Origin of the sequence: Pedobacter nanyangensis (assembly GCF_003313505.1) — a bacterium.
GTDB classification, from domain to species: domain Bacteria; phylum Bacteroidota; class Bacteroidia; order Sphingobacteriales; family Sphingobacteriaceae; genus Pedobacter; species Pedobacter nanyangensis.
The window spans coordinates 24,294-41,239 of record NZ_QMHO01000001.1 but is presented as its reverse complement, the minus strand read 5'-3'; the positions used below and the strand labels follow the sequence as shown (position 1 = coordinate 41,239).

17 protein-coding genes are annotated in these 16,946 nt (G+C 37.5%); 16 read left to right on the top strand and 1 reads right to left on the bottom strand.

Annotated elements, in window-relative coordinates; translation table 11 throughout:
• Window positions 1-54 precede the first annotated feature (54 nt).
• Complete coding sequence (locus DUT71_RS00180) at window positions 55-624, bottom strand: 30S ribosomal protein S16 (protein ID WP_113660545.1); 570 nt, start codon at window positions 622-624, stop codon at window positions 55-57.
• Between the two features lie 150 nt (window positions 625-774).
• Here DUT71_RS00180 and DUT71_RS00175 point away from each other — a divergent pair, with 150 nt between their 5' ends.
• From DUT71_RS00175 to DUT71_RS00100, 16 genes are all read left to right on the top strand, one after another.
• A complete protein-coding gene (locus DUT71_RS00175; RefSeq protein ID WP_240186813.1) occupies window positions 775-1,293 on the top strand; it encodes a 5' nucleotidase, NT5C type in 519 nt (172 codons plus the stop codon).
• Between the two features lie 189 nt (window positions 1,294-1,482).
• Window positions 1,483-2,619 (top strand): GDP-mannose 4,6-dehydratase, encoded by a 1,137-nt coding sequence (gene gmd / locus DUT71_RS00170; protein ID WP_113661056.1) that lies wholly within the window; start codon window positions 1,483-1,485, stop codon window positions 2,617-2,619.
• 35 nt (window positions 2,620-2,654) lie between these two features.
• Window positions 2,655-5,114, top strand: coding sequence for an SLBB domain-containing protein (locus DUT71_RS00165; RefSeq protein WP_113660543.1), 2,460 nt, complete (start codon window positions 2,655-2,657; stop codon window positions 5,112-5,114).
• A 34-nt stretch (window positions 5,115-5,148) separates the two neighbouring features.
• Entirely contained in the window at window positions 5,149-6,423 is a 1,275-nt protein-coding gene (locus tag DUT71_RS00160; RefSeq protein WP_113660542.1) for a nucleotide sugar dehydrogenase, read from the top strand.
• On the top strand, window positions 6,410-7,540 hold the full coding sequence (locus DUT71_RS00155) for a DegT/DnrJ/EryC1/StrS family aminotransferase (RefSeq protein WP_113660541.1): 1,131 nt from the start codon (window positions 6,410-6,412) through the stop codon (window positions 7,538-7,540). Before DUT71_RS00160 ends, DUT71_RS00155 begins: the two co-directional genes overlap by 14 nt.
• Window positions 7,527-8,111, top strand: coding sequence for an acyltransferase (locus DUT71_RS00150; protein WP_113660540.1), 585 nt, complete (start codon window positions 7,527-7,529; stop codon window positions 8,109-8,111). Before DUT71_RS00155 ends, DUT71_RS00150 begins: the two co-directional genes overlap by 14 nt.
• Window positions 8,112-8,117: 6 nt before the next feature.
• Window positions 8,118-9,158: a Gfo/Idh/MocA family protein gene (locus tag DUT71_RS00145; RefSeq protein ID WP_113660539.1), complete on the top strand. Its 1,041-nt coding sequence runs from the start codon at window positions 8,118-8,120 to the stop codon at window positions 9,156-9,158.
• Between the two features lie 14 nt (window positions 9,159-9,172).
• Window positions 9,173-10,279 (top strand): Wzz/FepE/Etk N-terminal domain-containing protein, encoded by a 1,107-nt coding sequence (locus DUT71_RS00140; RefSeq protein ID WP_113660538.1) that lies wholly within the window; start codon window positions 9,173-9,175, stop codon window positions 10,277-10,279.
• The gene (locus tag DUT71_RS00135) at window positions 10,269-10,673 is read left to right on the top strand and encodes a sugar 3,4-ketoisomerase (RefSeq protein WP_113660537.1); all 405 of its coding nucleotides are present in this window, start codon (window positions 10,269-10,271) and stop codon (window positions 10,671-10,673) included. Before DUT71_RS00140 ends, DUT71_RS00135 begins: the two co-directional genes overlap by 11 nt.
• Entirely contained in the window at window positions 10,673-11,083 is a 411-nt protein-coding gene (locus DUT71_RS00130; RefSeq protein WP_113660536.1) for a sugar 3,4-ketoisomerase, read from the top strand. Before DUT71_RS00135 ends, DUT71_RS00130 begins: the two co-directional genes overlap by 1 nt.
• Complete coding sequence (locus tag DUT71_RS00125; protein ID WP_113660535.1) at window positions 11,076-11,624, top strand: acyltransferase; 549 nt, start codon at window positions 11,076-11,078, stop codon at window positions 11,622-11,624. Before DUT71_RS00130 ends, DUT71_RS00125 begins: the two co-directional genes overlap by 8 nt.
• Window positions 11,621-12,721: a DegT/DnrJ/EryC1/StrS family aminotransferase gene (locus tag DUT71_RS00120; protein ID WP_113660534.1), complete on the top strand. Its 1,101-nt coding sequence runs from the start codon at window positions 11,621-11,623 to the stop codon at window positions 12,719-12,721. Before DUT71_RS00125 ends, DUT71_RS00120 begins: the two co-directional genes overlap by 4 nt.
• Window positions 12,721-13,800: a hypothetical protein gene (locus DUT71_RS00115; protein WP_113660533.1), complete on the top strand. Its 1,080-nt coding sequence runs from the start codon at window positions 12,721-12,723 to the stop codon at window positions 13,798-13,800. Before DUT71_RS00120 ends, DUT71_RS00115 begins: the two co-directional genes overlap by 1 nt.
• A 2-nt stretch (window positions 13,801-13,802) precedes the next feature.
• Window positions 13,803-14,735 (top strand): glycosyltransferase family 2 protein, encoded by a 933-nt coding sequence (locus DUT71_RS00110; RefSeq protein WP_113660532.1) that lies wholly within the window; start codon window positions 13,803-13,805, stop codon window positions 14,733-14,735.
• Window positions 14,732-15,730: a hypothetical protein gene (locus tag DUT71_RS00105; RefSeq protein ID WP_113660531.1), complete on the top strand. Its 999-nt coding sequence runs from the start codon at window positions 14,732-14,734 to the stop codon at window positions 15,728-15,730. The genes DUT71_RS00110 and DUT71_RS00105 overlap by 4 nt, the downstream gene beginning before the upstream one ends.
• The gene (locus DUT71_RS00100; RefSeq protein WP_113660530.1) at window positions 15,723-16,898 is read left to right on the top strand and encodes a glycosyltransferase; all 1,176 of its coding nucleotides are present in this window, start codon (window positions 15,723-15,725) and stop codon (window positions 16,896-16,898) included. The genes DUT71_RS00105 and DUT71_RS00100 overlap by 8 nt, the downstream gene beginning before the upstream one ends.
• The last annotated feature ends 48 nt before the right edge of the window (window positions 16,899-16,946 follow it).

Here is a 16,946-nt window from a genome sequence, read left to right as displayed (position 1 = left end):
AAAAATAGCGTCCCAATCTTAATCGAGACGCTATTTTTTTTGAAGTAAAGTTAATTATTCAGCTTTATCTTCTGCTTGAGTTTCTTCAGCGGGAGCTTCTGTTGCTGCTTCAGCTTCCACCACTGGAGCTTCTTCAGTAGCCTCTTCCACAACTTCTTCTGCTACAGGAGCATTTTTAGCTGCGATGGCCGCTGCTCTTTCTTCGTTTTTCTTAGCTTCTGCCGTTAAGGCTGCTTTACGAGCTTCAGCTTTGCTGCTTGCCAAACCTTCGGTTTTGCCAGCAATTTTACCTGCTTTAGCATCTAACCAAGTCGCAAATTTAGCATCTGCTTGTTCCTGAGTTAAAGCACCTTTTTTAATGCCGCCTTCTAAGTGCTTTTTGTAAAGAACACCTTTGTAAGAAAGGATAGCACGAGCTGTATCTGTAGGCTCAGCACCGCTAAGTACCCATTTTACAGCTTTGTCGAAATTAAGTTCGATGGTTGCAGGATTGGTGTTTGGGTTGTAAGAACCTAAACGCTCAATGAACTTTCCATCTCTTGGAGCACGCGAATCCGCTACTACCACGTGGTAAAAAGGTTTTCCTTTTTTACCGAATCTTTGCAATCTGATTTTAGTTGCCATTCTTTTTTAGTGATTTATGTATTCAACATAGTTCCCGGAACTTCGTGTTGCGGGGCTGCAAAGGTAAATAAAATGTTAATAACTAGCAAGCTATGATAAAATTAGATTTTGTTTGATGATATCCGTTGCGCTTTATGGATATTTGGATATATGAGAATAGCGATAGATATGGACGAAGTCCTGGCAGATCCGATACACAAGTTTATCCAGCTTTACAACAGAGATCATCAAGTTCCCCTGGACTTGGTAATAAAACCGGGAACCGAAATTTTCCAGAACGTGCCAAGCCAGGTGAAGGATAAATGGTTTGAGTACATTAATGAGAAAGGTTTCTTCCGTGACCTTCCTGTTATTGAAGGGGCGGTTGAAGCGGTGAAAAAGCTGCAGCAAAAGTACGACGTTTACATTGTATCCGCAGCCATGGAATTTAGGAATTCGTTGGAAGATAAACTGGATTGGCTTGCGGAACACTTTCCTTTTATAGACTGGAAGCATATCATCTTCTGCGGAGAAAAAATTGTGAACGTAGATATTATGATTGACGACAGGATCAAAAACTTCTCTGGCTTTGGAGGGAGGCCACTGCTTTTTACCTCACCGCATAATCTTTTAATTACCGAGTATGAACGGGTAAACGATTGGCAGCAGGTTTTAGCTAAATTAATATAAATATGGGTAACAAAAAGCATTAATGGCTTATCTCACCAATGTGCATGGTTTTGGGCATGCGGCATAAATTTGAATGCCATAAATTCAATAAAAATACTATTTTTGGGGCATTGCTCATCTACAACTTTTTTATTACAAATAACAAATTGTATATGTTTGCAGGCTTTAAATTTTACTAAAAAAAATCAGATGAAAGTTGCGCTTATTACGGGGGTGACCGGCCAGGATGGTGCCTATTTAACAGAGTTTTTGCTGAAAAAAGGTTATTTTGTGCATGGTGTTAAGAGAAGAACCTCATTGTTCAATACTGACAGGATAGATCACCTTTATCAAGATCAACACGAAAATAACGTTAAATTCAAGCTTCACTATGGTGATTTAACGGATTCTACTAATCTTATTAGGATCATTCAGGAAACCCAACCCGATGAGATTTACAACCTGGCCGCCATGAGCCATGTAAGGGTAAGTTTCGAAATGCCTGAATATACTGCCAACGCCGATGGAATTGGAACCCTAAGATTATTGGAAGCCGTTCGTATATTGGGGCTAACAGAAAAAACAAAGATCTATCAGGCATCTACTTCAGAACTTTACGGTTTGGTGCAGGCGGTACCTCAAAGTGAAAGCACCCCGTTTTATCCTCGTTCACCGTATGCGGTTGCCAAAATATATGGCTATTGGATTACCGTGAACTACCGTGAAGCCTATAATATGTTTGCTTGTAATGGTATTTTGTTTAATCACGAGAGTCCTTTGCGTGGCGAAACTTTTGTAACCCGTAAAATTACCAGGGCGGCTTCAAAAATAGCTTTGGGGCTTCAAAACTGTTTATACCTTGGTAATTTATCCGCACAACGTGACTGGGGGCATGCTAAAGACTATATAGAGGCCATGTGGTTGATCCTGCAACAAGAAAAACCCGAAGATTACGTTATTGCCACTGGTATCACTACTACCGTTCGTGATTTTGTACGTATGGCTTTTGCCGAATTGGGAATTACTGTAGAGTTCTCTGGCAAGGACGAACAAGAAAAAGGTGTTATTATTGATATCGATACAAATAAAGCAACACAACTAGGCTTAAACTTAGAAGCCTTGAAGCTGGGTAGTACGGTAGTTAAAGTAGATCCTAAATATTTTAGGCCAACCGAGGTAGATTTGCTGCTTGGTGACCCAACCAAGTCAAAAACCAAACTGGGCTGGCAGCCTAAATATGATTTACAGGCTCTAGTGGAAGATATGATGCAATCTGACTTGAACTTGATGAAGAAAGATGAGTATTTGAAGCAAGGCAATTACAAGACATTGAATTATTTTGAATAATTTGTGTCTTCACAAAAAATAAGAAGATCATTTTCATGAAAAGAATTTTTCTATCATTTCTATTAATTTTTATCGCAGCAATAACCTTTGCGCAATCAGCTGTAGACGTTAAAGTTGACGAGCTTTCTGATGCCCAGATCTTGCAGATTGTGAAACAAGCAGAAGCCATGGGTTATACCACTGATGCCCAGCTAGAACAAGCTGCGGCGGCCAAAGGGATTAAAAAAGAAGAAATGGTTAAATTTAAGGCCAGGGTAGAAAAATTAAAGAAACAAGGCGCAGGCGCACAAACTGCCGATAAACCCACTGCCGGCACAGGAAGGGAATACAGCGAAACTACCGGCGGCGGAGCCATTGACAACCTGAAAAAAGAGAAAGACGGCGAGATACAATCTAAAATATTTGGATCAGATCTGTTCAGAAACGGAAATATTACTTTCGAACCCAATTTGAGAATAGCAACTCCTAAGAGTTATATCATAGGCCCAGACGACAGACTGATCATTGATTTGACAGGAGATAACGAACGTAGCTACAATCTTCAAGTTAGCCCAGAGGGAGTAATTAATTTAGAATATGTTGGCAGAATTGCTGTTGGAGGACTAAGTATAGACCAAGCGGCCTCCAAAATTAGGGCAACCATGTCTAAAACCTATCCAGCGCTAAAGACAGGAAGAACCTCCGTTGCCGTTAATTTGGGTAACATCAGGAGTATACAGGTAACGGTAACAGGACAGGTGGTAAAAGCCGGAACCTATACCTTACCCTCGTTGGCCAATGTTTATCGGGCCTTATACGTGTCAGGTGGGCCTGCTCAAAATGGATCTTTCAGAAATATACAAGTGATCAGGAATAACAAGATCATTGCCACTATAGATGTTTATGATTTCCTGCTAAAAGGAATGCAGCAGGGCAATGTTCGCCTACAAGATCAGGATGCCATTAATATTCCCGCTTACGATAGAAGAGTAGAGATTTCTGGCGAAGTGAAAGATGCCGCTATCTTCGAGGTAAAAAATAACGAAACACTGCAGGATGTCATCAATTTTGCAAAAGGATTTACTTCAGAAGCCTACACCGCCAAAATAAAATCATTTCAAAATACAGATAGAGAAAGAAGGATAAGTGATATCCCAGAATCGCAATATAGTACCTACCAGCCTAAAAACGGGGATAAATTTGTGGTAGAAGCTATTCTGGAACGCTTTGAAAACAGGGTCGAAATTATCGGGGCCGTATTTAGGCCAGGTGTATATTCATTGGATAATGGACTTACTCTTGCCGGGCTGATCAAAAAGGCAGATGGGATTACCGAAGATGCTTTTCTTAATCGCGGGTATATTAACCGCCTAAACCCAGATAAAACCCAATATCTCATTTCATTTGATGTAGCCAAGATACTTTCGGGAGAAGAGAAGGACATTCCTTTAACCAGAGAAGATAAAGTTACCATTAGTTCAATTTTTGACCTAAGGGAAGAATATACCGTAACGGTACAAGGAGAAGTTAGGGCTCCCGGAACTTTTGAGTTTTCGCAAAACATTAAACTAGAGGATATTATCCAAATGGCGGGAGGGTTGAAAGAAGGAGCCACGCCAAATCGGATTGAAGTATCGAGAAGGATAAAAAATACAGACCCAACATTAACTTCTTCAAAAACAGCCGATTTATTTATAGTAAATATTGATGAAAACCTGCGTGTTTTAGGCGATAAGTTTGAGCTCAAGCCTTTTGATATCATCACCGTTAGAAGCTCCGAAGGCTACTCCGTACAAAAACAAGTAAAAATAGAAGGAGAGGTACTTTATCCCGGAATGTACACCATCACCAGTAAAGATTACCGGATATCAGATCTTATTAAGAGAGCCGGTGGATTAACATCCTTTGCCTATGCTGAAGGGGCTTCTTTAAAAAGGCCGGGAGCAGAAAAGATAAACCCTGCAGATAAAAATGCAATCAATAATAGCGACGAGGAGCAAAAGAAATTTGCCAATCTGGAACGACTGAAGGAAAAAGATGCGAAAGATACCGACACGGTTAAAAAGCTGAGGGAAGAATTGGCCCAATCTGATTTAGTAGGGATCAACTTAGAGAAGATCTTAAAAAAGCCACTTTCTAGGCAGGATTTGATTTTGGAAGAAGGTGATATTGTACGTGTGCCCAAGCAACTTCAAACGGTAAAAGTAACTGGCGAAGTGCTAAACCCTAACAGCATTGTATATGTGCCCGGTAAAAGCTTTAAGCAGTATATCAACGGAGCAGGAGGGTTCACCAACTCGGCATTGAAAAAGAGCGCTTACATTAAATACGCTAATGGTTCGGCCGAAGCGGCAAAAAAATTCTTGTTCTTTAATAATTATCCGAAAGTTAGGCCTGGAGCCGAAATTTTTGTTCCGGTAAAAGCCGAGCGAGAAAAAATGAGCGCACAGGCTTGGATAGGAATAGGTACGGGCGTAGCCTCTTTAGCGGCAATTATTGTGAGTTTGTTTAGATAATACTTAACCAGCCGATATAACTTCCTAATATCAAGTGAAAAATTATAATATAGCAATTGTTGGCCTTGGTTATGTTGGATTGCCATTGGCAATTGAGTTTGCAAAAAAATACGAGGTTGTAGGCTTTGATATTGATAAAGAGCGAGTAGAGGAGCTTAAGGAAGGAAAAGACAGGACAAAAGAGGCCAACATTACGGCCTTAAATGAAGTAATAGTAGAAAAAGGGATAGGAGTTTCATTTTCTTCGAATATTGAGGATCTGAAGAAATGTAATATTTACATCGTTACCGTACCTACGCCAATCAATCAATTTAAGGCCCCTGACCTCGGTCCACTGCTCAACGCTTCGAAAATGTTAGCGGGAGTAATTAAACCTGGTGATATCGTTGTTTATGAGTCCACTGTTTATCCGGGCTGTACAGAAGAAGATTGTGTCCCCGTTTTGGAGCAGTTCTCGGGATTAACCTATAATAAAGATTTTTTTTGCGGTTATTCGCCAGAGCGGATCAACCCCGGAGACAAGGTCAATACCCTCACCAAAATCAAGAAGGTAACTTCTGGGTCAACTCCTGAAATTGCAGAAGTAGTGGACCAATTGTACAGTAGTATTATTACAGCAGGAACCCACAAAGCACCTAGCTTAAAAGTGGCCGAGGCCTCTAAGGCGATAGAAAACGCCCAACGAGATATCAATATCTCTTTTGTAAATGAACTGGCGCTGATTTTTGATAGGATTGGAATTGATACAACAGATGTTATTGAAGCGGCGGCCACCAAATGGAATTTCTTAAAATACAAACCTGGGTTAGTGGGAGGACATTGTATCGGCGTTGATCCCTATTATTTGGCCCATAAGGCCGAATCCCTGGGCTACCACCCCCAAGTGATCCTTTCTGGAAGACGGGTAAATGATAATATGGGGATGTTCGTGGCCAATAAAATAGTTAAATTAATGATTAATAAGGGCCACAAAATACAGGGGGCCAAGGCACTGATCTTGGGCATTACCTTTAAAGAGAACTGCCCAGATATCAGAAATTCAAGGGTGATAGACATTTATACCGAGTTATGCCAGTTCGGCATGGAAGTAGAGGTGTATGACCCACATGCGGATGTAAAACAAGTAAATCACGAATACCAGATCGATCTCATCCCACAAGTTGGCGAACAGTATGATGCCATGGTTTTAGCGGTAAGCCACCATGAGTTTTTGACTCTTGATTTTTCAGCACTAAGAAAAGACGAAAAATCAGTAATTTTTGATACCAAAGCATTTTTGGACAGAAATATTATTGATGCTAGACTTTAAATTGGAAATTCCTTTTTTTGACGCCAAGGCTGCATACTCCCATCAACAAGAGAAACTAGACAACGCTATCCAAAGGGTTTTGTCGCACGGCAGCTACATTAATGGTCCCGAAGTTTCAGAATTTGCCCTAAACCTAGCCGAGTATCTAGACATAGCCCAAGTGGTTCCCTGTGGTAATGGTACAGATGCTTTAATGTTAGCATTAATGGCCCTGGAATTAAAAAAGGGTGATGAAGTTATCATTCCTGCCTTTAATTTTGTTGCAGCCGCCGAAGCGGTAGCTTTACTGGGATTAACACCAGTATTTGTTGATGTAGACGAAACCAGCTTTAATATCAATGCTTCCAGCTTTGAACAAAAAATCAACAATAAAACGAAAGCGATCATTGTGGTTCATTTGTTTGGATTGGCTGCGCAAATGGAACAGATTGTTGAACTAGCAGTGCAGAATAATTTAATCGTAATTGAGGATGTTGCGCAGGCTTTGGGAGGGAATTATCAGCATAAAAAACTAGGCACTATTGGGCACATTGGCTGCACATCTTTTTTTCCCACCAAGAATTTGGCTTGTTTTGGAGATGGTGGAGCAGTTTTTACCGATAATTTGGATCTGGCAAAAAAAATAAAAATGTTGGCCAACCACGGGCAGCAGCAGAAGTACGAGCATACTTACATTGGCATAAACTCTAGATTGGATACCATACAGGCTGCAATTTTAAATATCCAATTAAAGTACCTCGGCGCACTAATTGAAAAGCGGAGGGCAATGGCAACATATTACCTGCAAAATTTAAAAGGAATATCTTGCATTTCTTTACCGCCGGAAAGTGAAGACCATACCTATAATCAATTTTGTATCCTGTTGGCAAATAGAGCACTAAGAGACCAGCTTAAAGCTTTTTTGGAAAAGCATGGAGTAGGCAGTATGGTCTACTATCCAAAGGCAACTCATTTGCAGCCAGCATTTAGCCGGTTTGGTTTTAAAGAAGGCGATTTTCCAGTAGCTGAGAGGCTTTGCCATAGCATATTGGCCCTGCCCATATTCCCCGGACTAGCCCCTGTAAATCAGGCCCACATCGTAGCGCTTATTCGCAGTTTCGCAGATGAAATCAAATAGTTACTTTGTACATGAAACATCGGTAATTGATGCAGGAGCAACGATAGGTGCGGAAACCAAGATCTGGCATTTTTGCCATGTGATGAGTGGAGCGAAAATTGGCGAGAAATGTAGTTTAGGGCAAAATGTAATGGTGGCAAGCAACGTAGAAATTGGCAATGGCGTGAAAATCCAAAATAATGTATCAATATATGAAGGCGTAACATTGGAAGATGATGTTTTTATTGGCCCATCAGTGGTGTTTACCAATATTAAAAATCCAAGAAGCTTCATCGATCGGAAAATGGCGTTTAAAAAAACGCTCGTCGCCAAGGGCGCCTCAATTGGTGCAAATGCAACTATCCTTTGTGGAAATTCAATTGGCGAATATGCACTAATCGGCGCAGGAGCGGTTGTAACCAAGGACGTAAAAGCTTATTCGTTAATGATAGGCAATCCCATGAAACAGGTGGGATGGGTAAGCGAATATGGACAAGTGTTGAATTTCAACATAGGTAATTTTGCAAAATGTCCTGAAAGCGGTCAGCTCTATCAGCTTTCAGATAATCAGGTTTCTAGATTTTACAGTTAAATTTAAATGAAGGTTAAGTTTGCCATAGTAGGTTGCGGGCATATCGGCAAGAGGCATGCTGAACTTGTTGCAAAACATCCCAATGCAGCATTAGTTGCAACGGTAGACCCAGCCTATGACAAATTTGAAACCTCTACCAGTCAATGTATCCATTTTAAAAGCTTAGACGATTTTTTTAAACAAAAAATAGCGGTTGACGTTATTAATATTTGTACGCCAAATGGACTGCATGCCAAACAAGCTATTCAATGCCTAAATCAAAACTGCCACGTAGTGATTGAAAAACCAATTGCCTTGAAAATGGAGGATGCACACGCAATTTTAGCAGCAGCAAATAAAAATGGCAGGCATGTTTTTCCTGTAGTGCAAAATAGATATTCTTCAACGGTTAAGTGGCTTAAGCAACTGTTAAATAGCGGGGCTTTGGGCAATATATTCATGATCCAATTAAATTGCTTTTGGAATAGGGACCAACACTATTACAGCAAAGGAAACTGGCATGGTACCTTAGCTTTAGATGGAGGGCCGCTATTTACCCAGTTTTCACATTTTATTGACGTGTTGAACTGGGTTTTCGGTACCATGACCAATATCAAGTCGAAGTTTTATAATTTCAGCCATCAAAGCAATACTGAATTTGAAGATAGTGGTTTGATTACGTTTGAGATAAATGGTGCAGCTGGAACGATCTCATATACAACATCTGTTTTCCAAAATAATTTTGAGAGCAGTATTACAGTAATTGCCGAAAACGGAACGGTAAAAATTGGCGGCCAGTACATGAACTGCCTAGAATATTGCCAAATCAACGGAACAGAGCAGCCTATTTTGGATGAAAATACCTTGGTAAACGATTATGGAGGTTACAAAGGCTCGGCTTCTAATCATCAGCAGGTAATTGATAACGTGGTGGGCGTACTCAATGGATTGGAAATGCCCGATGTATCCCTGGAAGAAGGTATCCGGGTAGTTGAAAGCATTTCCCAGATCTATGAAAATAGGAATATTGAAAAAATTATACTAGAAAAAGAAAAACCTCTAGTTTAGTATTTATTTAGCAAATGGCAAACGAAGAAGAAAAAAGGAAATCAGGACAAGAAGATGAGATTTCGTTAAGAGACTTAGTCTTAAAAATTAGAAGCTGGGTAATATATCTTTGGAATAAAAAATGGCTCGTTATTGCTGCTGGTATTTTCGGAGCCTTTTTAGGTCTGGGATATTCGTTGATCAAAAAGCCAGTATATATCGCTACCACTACATTTGTTTTAGAAAGCGGTGAGAAGAGCGGAGGTTTATCTGCTTATTCAGGCGTAGCATCAATGATGGGCATAGACATCGGCGGCGGTGGCGGCGGTATTTTTCAAGGAGATAATATTCTAGAATTATACAAATCTAGAACAATGATAGAGAAAGCCTTGTATAGTCTATTAGATAGTACCTCGAAGGAAACTCTGCTAGAAAAATACATAGAAATAAGCAAATTGAGAGAAGCATGGGAAAAAACACCGGAACTCAGGAAAATTCAATTTGCACCAAAAGATTTTGATTACCGGGCCGATCCCAAAGCTCAACGTTTAAAGGATAGCATTGTTGGAAAAATTGTGGCAGACATAGTCAAAAGTAATTTGAGTGTTGCTAAACCTGACAAAAAATTGAGCATCATTAAAGTTGATGTCAAATCAACCAATGAAGTATTTGCCAAACGTTTTAATGAAGAGTTGGTCAAAAATGTGAATGATTTTTATATCCAAACTAAAACTAAAAAGTCATTAGAGAATGTTGCTATTTTAAAACACAAAGCAGATTCGGTTAGAGGCGTGATGAATGGAGCTATTCTTTCGGCTGCATCCGTAGCTGATGCTACACCTAACTTAAATCTCACAAGGCAAGTTCAGCGGGTAGCACCTGTGCAAAGAGCACAGTTTTCGGCAGAGACAAACAAGTCTATTTTAGGAGAAATGGTTAAAAATCTTGAAATGAGTAATATAGCACTTATGAAAGAAACACCTTTAATTCAAATTATAGATAAACCTATCTATCCAATAGATGTAGAGCGTTTTGGTAAACTAAAGGGTATAATCATGGGTCTCTTAACCGCCAGCCTAATAACAATTTTAATAATTTTAGTTAAACGTATTTATAACGAAATAATTAACAATGAAAATTGAAAATGCCAAAATTATTAACCTTCCTAAGATTTTAGATGAGCGGGGAAATTTATCTTTTTTACAAGAAAACTCTCAGATACCCTTCAAAATCGAAAGGTCGTATTGGATATACGATGTTCCGGGAGGTGAAGTTAGGGGTGGTCATAGCTATACAACCAACCAAGAAATTATCATTGCGCTGAGCGGAGGTTTTGATGTAGTATTAGATGATGGCACTCAAAAGAGCACTGTTTCATTAAACCGTTCATATGTTGGTTTGTATGTTCCAGCAGGGCTTTGGAGACATATGGAGAATTTTTCAACCAACTCCGTAGCATTTGTTGTTGCCTCTACAGCTTTTGACGAAGCCGACTACGTAAGAGATTATAAATTCTATCAAAATTCAAACAGATAATGATGACAACATATGACTGCTCGATTTTCGAGTTGCCAAAGATTAGAAATAGAGCTGGAAATATAACGCCGGTACACAACTCTAAAGAAATTCCGTTTGAAATAAAAAGGGTTTTCTATTTATATGATGTGCCGGGAGGAGAATCCCGTGGAGCTCATGCACATAAAGAATGCCATCAGTTTTTAATAGCAGCAAGTGGAAGCTTTGAAGTTTTATTGGATGATAGTAGAACAAAAAGAATTGTTCAATTAAATAGACCTTATATTGGGTTACACATCCCTCCGGGAATTTGGGCTTCCGAGATCAACTTTTCGTCAGGTGCCATTTGTTTGGTTTTAGCCTCTCATGGCTATAACGAATTAGACTACATTAGAGATTATCAAGAGTATTTAAATTATATAAATGGTTAAAATTCATCCTTTAGCTGAAGTACAATCTGTAAACATTGGTGATGAAACTACTGTATGGCAGTTTACCGTTATACTTGCAGGAGCCGAAATAGGTGCAAATTGTAATATTAATGCTCAAGTTTTTATCGAGAATGACGTTAAAATTGGTGATAATGTAACGATAAAGTCTGGAGTTCAAATTTGGGATGGTATTACCATTGAAAATAATGTTTTTATAGGGCCAAATGTTACTTTTACAAATGATCATATACCAAGATCGAAAGTATATCCCGTAGAATTTAAGAAAACTTTGATGAAAATGGGATGTTCTATCGGTGCCAATTCAACCATTGTTGCTGGAGTAGAAATTGGAGAAAAAGCACTCATTGGAGCTGGCAGTGTTGTTACAAAATCAATTCCCCCTTACACGGTATGGTATGGTAATCCGGCACGGCAACATGGATATATTACAGAAGATTCTATTCTATTGGGTATAGATCTTATCGATAAAAAAACCAATGAGCAGTATTTTTTAAAAGATTCTCAACCAATTAAATTATGATTAAGTTCTTAGATTTATTTCAAATTAACCAGAACCATAAAAAGGAATTGATGGCAGCTTTTGAGCAGGTTTTAGATTCTGGGTGGTATATTATGGGCAAGCATTTGGCGGCATTTGAACAGCAATTTGCAACATACTGTGGCGTTAAGCATTGTATTGGAGTAGCTAATGGCTTAGACGCTCTTATTTTAATTATACGGGCTTACAAGGAAATGGGGATTTTTAAAAGTGGGGATGAAATTATTGTGCCTGCAAATACTTATATAGCAAGTATATTGGCAATATCCGCAAATGACTTAGTACCTATTCTAGTCGAGCCTTCTTTAGACAGTTATAATCTTGATCCACTATTGATAGAACAGCATATCACAGCTCGTACGGTAGCTATATTGCCAGTTCATTTGTATGGGCAACTTTGTAATATGGATGCAATTAATACAATTGCTAAAAAATACAATTTAAAAGTCATAGAAGATTGTGCACAATCGCAGGGAGCTGAATCGGTAAAAGGGACAAAAGCTGGGAATTTCGGAGATGCAGCTGGGTTCAGTTTTTATCCTGGCAAAAACTTGGGCGCATTAGGAGATGCTGGCGCTATTACCACTAATGACGAAGTCCTTGCAGAAACCCTAAGAGCATTATTAAATTATGGTTCGCATGTTAAATATAAAAATAAGTTTAAAGGTGTAAACAGTCGCTTGGATGAATTACAAGCAGCTCTTCTGAGCGTAAAACTTACCGGTTTGGAAGTAGAAAACCAAGCTAGGAGAAAGGTAGCTGTGAGATATTTGAACGAAATTTCAAATCCTAAAATTATATTACCAAATCTTGTTTCAGACAAAGCACATGTTTGGCATTTGTTTGTCATACGAACGCAAAATAGAGACGAACTTCAGCAATATTTGACGGCAAACGAGATCCAAACGGTAATACATTATCCGATTGCACCACATAAACAAGAGGCTTATAAAGAGCTCGGAGAACTTCATTTACCTATTTCTGAAAAAATTCATAAAGAGGTGCTAAGCTTGCCTATCAGCCCAGTTTTATCTGAAGACGAAATCACTAAAATTGTAGACGCAATTAACAAATACTAGTGAAAAGGAGTTATATCCTATACTTTATTCTAAAAATATTTTATCTCTTTTTTGGGGTTTTTGTTTTCTCTAAGTTTGCCGCATTGGGCGATGCTGAACGGTATACCTCTTCGGATGCCAATGTATCTGTAGATGCTTTATTAGATAGAACGGCACTAATAGACATTATTGCTGGTAACATAACAAGGGTTTTTTTTACTCCATTAGCGAGTCACCTTTTTTTTTGTATTCTTTCTTTTTATGGGATTTATTATGCTGTATCTAAATTAGAGATACCAAAAAATGATTTGGTTGCCCTATTAGTAGTCTTGAGTTTTCCAGACTTCGCAATGTGGACTTCCGTAGTTGGCAAGGAGGCTTTCACCGTTTTCACGACAGGCATAATTCTAGGGAATGTTATCAATTTGCTGAAGGGTGAAAAAATAACCAACCACTTTTTACTATTGATTTGTATTGTACTATCAATGCTAATACGACCGCACTATAGTATAGGTCTTATCACATTTTTATTATTCCTATTTATTTGCCGGCATTTTTATTTAAAACGTTTATCAATGTTCGCTTTAAATATTTCGGTGTTTGTAATTTTAACATCAATTGTATTTTTATTTGTAGTACCATTTGTAAACGCCGGTGGGTTTGTGGATTTAGCACAAGCCTACTTTTTAGGATATGAAGATGCGGGCGCAATGAGGAATCAAAATTTTTGGCAAAATAATCATGACTATTTCACCAAAATGCCGCAAGGTGCATTTATTGCACTAATGGGTCCAACTTTTTTTGATTCATTAATTCGGCCAGTATATTTCCCGTTTTTCCTGCAAAGTTTATTTTTTCTAATTTTTATAGGGTATTATTTATCTAAATCCTTTTATATCCAATTTAAACATAATTCTTATTCCCAGTACTTCTTTTTCGCAGTGTTTTATGTACTAATATTAAATATGATAATGCATTATCCATTTGGTCTTTTTAATTCGGGTTCTGCAATTAGATATAGGGCGGCATTTTACCACATAATGGCTATAATTCCCGTTGCTATGTATGCCTATATAGAAAAAAATTACTCAAAACGTTAAAGATGAATATTTATATAAAAACATTTAACAGACCATTTTATTTAGAACGTTGTATATCGTCAATTTTGTTCAACGTTTCCAATTACGATCAGATCATCATACTAGATGATGGTACAAAGCATTCATTTAGGGAAAAAATACAACAAAAGTTTCCTATGGTTAAATGGGTGCAATTCCATAGTGATGATGAAAAATATGACTTAATACGAAGTGGCAAAAAGGAAATCGCTAAAAAGAAATATGGAGATCCGGCTTCATTCTGGCAAAGGGAAATAGAGAAGGAAGCTAAAGATTACTTCTTACTTATTGAGGATGATACTTGGTTTGTGAATATGATTGATTTAGAAGATTATGAAAAGGTATTGTTTAAAGAAAATGCTGTAATTTGCAAGCTTTGGTGGGCAGATGATTATGATCTGACATATGTAAAGCATTATCATCTTTGGAACTCTTTGTCTATAGATTTCTTTAAATTAAATATCAAGGATTTAAGTGATGCCTATCAGATTTATATCGTAGCGATGGCTATATTCAGAAAAGATTACTACTTGAATGCGATCAAAAATGTAAATCATTTCGCCGATGAAGTTACGCAACTATCTAATACATTATCATTTTATTCGAAGAATAGAGACGTCTCCTATTGCAAAACCAGCGAAAGAGTTATTTACCAGGGCTGGGCAACTAGTATAAGGCATGATGATGCAATTACTATTGATGTTGGAATGTCCAATTTTGAATATGTAGATAGTTTAAATTTAGCTTGGGCAGAAGATAGACTTGACGTGCTGAATAATTATCCATTTGATTTTGATATGGACTCAATTGTATCGGTTTTTAAAAGCAGCATGTTAGAAGACAAACTTATAAGCACTTACATTGACTGGAGAACAAAACCACAATTAAATTCTACTCAATTACATTATAATTTATGATTTCTATAATAGTTTTTTCGAAAGATAGGCCGTTGCAGCTGGAGGCTTATCTAACCAGTTTAATGTATTACTCTGGGTTAAAAGAGCAGAATTTTACAATTCTATATAAGGCCACCGAGAATATAAAATACGAGAAGCTGATAAAAAAATATTCCAATATAACATGGATCGATGAACAAAATTATGCTGCGGATCTAAAAAATGCCATCGAAAAAGCGAACGACTTTTTAATTTTTGGTTGCGATGATGTATTCTTTAAAGAATATATGAATATCAATCATGCACTTGATGTTTTACGCAAAGATGAAGAGGTTTTTTCATTTCATTTAAGATTGGGAAGAAATATCGAGAATAAACCTAGATATGAAGAAAATAAAAACTATATAAAATGGGATTGGACTTTAGCAAAGGGAATGCATTGGAATTATCCCTGGGAAGTTAGTGCTGCAGTTTACAGAAAGAAAGACGTGCTGTCAATTATCGATTCCTTAGATTTTAATTTATGTAGAAGCCCTAATTACTTCGAGGACTTAATAGCACAAAGTATAATGAACGGTAACATTGTCGTTCAAAAAAAGCTTGCGGCTTTTGCTTCTGGTAAAGCATTGACCCTTACCGTAAACAGAGTACAAGACGATTATCAAAACCCTTTTGACAGTAGCTCTGAAACCTCAATTGAGGATCTATACAGGCTTTATGAAGAAGGTATGTTCTTAGACTGGAAAAAATTTGAAAACGCTATAAACACGTATATTCATGTAGACAGCTCTTATTTCAGCGTTACAAGTACGGATCTAAGTAAAATAAAAAGAGTAGAACCTCGCATTGTTGATAGCCCAGTAAGTGGTTCGATACAAGAATATTCTGAATTTAAGTTAAAATGGTTGATAACTAAAAATATGCTCAGACGCCGTACCATAAGGGTGTTAAATATCATTAGTCCGCAGATTATTTTGACGATAAGAAAACTGAGGAAAAGCATCAAAAATGGTTAATAGACCTTTAAATAAAATATTACACGTATTACCTACTTTTTGTAAAGGAGGAGGTGAAAAACTTGTACACGATCTTTGCAATCATCAGGTGCAATCAATAGCGGTTGTAGATATACTTTGTGTTTATAAAAACACTTATCAGGGCCAATTCTTAACCGACACTTTGAATCCATTGGTGAAAATAAATTACATTATATCTAAAGAACAAGATAAGTCATTAGGAAATAGTTTTCTTGAAATTCTGTCTAAAATCTTCCTTTATTTAAAAATAGTCTTGTGGTTCTTCGGAAATAAAAAGCGCATTTACGAATATGATATTGTGCACGTTCACATGACATATGGGGCTTTTTTTGGCACACTTGTTTATTTATTTAGACCTCGTACATCTAAACTCAAAGTAATAGAAACCAACCATACAGATTCTTCTAGTATTCGGGGGATGCTAAAAGTCTTTTTTTCAATAAATAGAAAGTTTAGAGACGGAATAATTTTTGAATTAAAAAAAGACGATTATACCGAACATGTTAGAAAAGGAGATAGACCTCGATCTACTTTTATACCCATAGGTACAAGCTATGTAGCCCCTATGAATGAACTTAATATAGTTCCAAAGCATCAAGATATTTTTGTGATAGGCCAAGTGGGTAGGATACATTTTTACGACAGAAGGACAGATTTGTATATAAAATTAATTAAGGAACTCAATTTACTTACAAATATCAATTTTATATTCCATGTTTATGGAGATGGTCCCGATAGAGCTAACTTTGAAAAGATGGTAGAAAGTTATGACCTGAGCGATCGGTTTAGGTTTTTTGGTTACACGGACGATATTGGCTCGGCATTTAAAAGCGTTGATCTTTATGTTACTATCAATGTTGGCGAAAATTGCGGTGTGGCAGGCCTGCAAGCAATCTGGTCAAAAGTCCCAACGGTGGCAATTCAAGTAGACGAAACTTATACTTCTAATGGCTTGAAAGATAATATTCCTAATGCGGTTGACTTAAAAGCGTTGGCTAGCTATATGAATTCGCTTATGCTAGAAAAACAGAACCTGCAAGTACTGCAGAAAAGACAGTTTGAATATATTAGTCAAAATCATTCTATTGAGAATTATTGTAGTAAGACGGAAGTTTTTTATAAACGGTTGTTTGAATTAAAAGTATAAAATCGAATTAGTGAGCTGGATTAAAACTTGTTAAGTTACTTTTATTCT

Coding starts and splice junctions, on each gene's coding strand:
- DUT71_RS00180 (WP_113660545.1), bottom strand. CDS start 624: ATGGCAACTAAAATCAGATTGCAAAGATTCGGTAAAAAAGGAAAACCT.
- DUT71_RS00175 (WP_240186813.1), top strand. CDS start 775: ATGAGAATAGCGATAGATATGGACGAAGTCCTGGCAGATCCGATACAC.
- gmd (WP_113661056.1), top strand. CDS start 1,483: ATGAAAGTTGCGCTTATTACGGGGGTGACCGGCCAGGATGGTGCCTAT.
- DUT71_RS00165 (WP_113660543.1), top strand. CDS start 2,655: ATGAAAAGAATTTTTCTATCATTTCTATTAATTTTTATCGCAGCAATA.
- DUT71_RS00155 (WP_113660541.1), top strand. CDS start 6,410: ATGCTAGACTTTAAATTGGAAATTCCTTTTTTTGACGCCAAGGCTGCA.
- DUT71_RS00150 (WP_113660540.1), top strand. CDS start 7,527: ATGAAATCAAATAGTTACTTTGTACATGAAACATCGGTAATTGATGCA.
- DUT71_RS00145 (WP_113660539.1), top strand. CDS start 8,118: ATGAAGGTTAAGTTTGCCATAGTAGGTTGCGGGCATATCGGCAAGAGG.
- DUT71_RS00140 (WP_113660538.1), top strand. CDS start 9,173: ATGGCAAACGAAGAAGAAAAAAGGAAATCAGGACAAGAAGATGAGATT.
- DUT71_RS00135 (WP_113660537.1), top strand. CDS start 10,269: ATGAAAATTGAAAATGCCAAAATTATTAACCTTCCTAAGATTTTAGAT.
- DUT71_RS00130 (WP_113660536.1), top strand. CDS start 10,673: ATGATGACAACATATGACTGCTCGATTTTCGAGTTGCCAAAGATTAGA.
- DUT71_RS00125 (WP_113660535.1), top strand. CDS start 11,076: ATGGTTAAAATTCATCCTTTAGCTGAAGTACAATCTGTAAACATTGGT.
- DUT71_RS00120 (WP_113660534.1), top strand. CDS start 11,621: ATGATTAAGTTCTTAGATTTATTTCAAATTAACCAGAACCATAAAAAG.
- DUT71_RS00110 (WP_113660532.1), top strand. CDS start 13,803: ATGAATATTTATATAAAAACATTTAACAGACCATTTTATTTAGAACGT.
- DUT71_RS00105 (WP_113660531.1), top strand. CDS start 14,732: ATGATTTCTATAATAGTTTTTTCGAAAGATAGGCCGTTGCAGCTGGAG.
- DUT71_RS00100 (WP_113660530.1), top strand. CDS start 15,723: ATGGTTAATAGACCTTTAAATAAAATATTACACGTATTACCTACTTTT.